General features: G+C 31.2%; 1 pseudogene. It reads right to left on the bottom strand.

The window, feature by feature from the left end:
* A pseudogene (locus B3603_RS20380) lies at nucleotides 1–281 on the bottom strand (YmaF family protein); the annotation flags it as partial.
* Nucleotides 282–576: the final 295 nt, after the last annotated feature.

Below are 576 nucleotides of genomic sequence, written 5' to 3'. Positions count from 1 at the left end.
GTAACACCTGTTGCTAAGTGAATATGCTTGCCATTACCAACATCTATAGCTAGTCCTGTAATTACACCTATTTCATGATGATGATTTGAGAAAAAGTCAGTATTAACTAAGATAGCGTGAACGTGAGAATTACCCATAGGGATAACTTGGCTTGTAACGCCAGCAAATCTATGATTATGCCTATCTTCTCCTTCTTCAGCTAACTTAGTGCTTCCTAAGAATTCGTGAACGTGAGTTTGACAATCAGTAGAATTTTCAGATTTTAAGTGCTCATTTAACATGACTACACCCCCTTATATACAATATTCAACAAAGAAAGTCTTGACACCATGTAAAAATTTAGAAAAGAGCAATATGTATAAATGAGATAGTAATATGAAGATTTATTTTATATAGATAAACTACTTTAAAAATTAATGCATAGCTGAATAAAGCCGCATTCTTAAGTATTCTAATTTATAATTCGCAATGCAAAATGTGCAATTAAGGTGGAAATTAATTGTTTATAAATTAATTTCTTAGACTAATTTTTATTAGCAATGTATTGCTAGTTTTTCACCTCTGGGGAACAGTAGT

Origin of the sequence: Clostridium sp. UBA2485, assembly GCF_002341865.1 — a bacterium.
Taxonomy (GTDB): Bacteria; Bacillota; Clostridia; order Clostridiales; family Clostridiaceae; genus Clostridium_J.
This window is presented reverse-complemented; position numbering and strand designations above follow the sequence as displayed.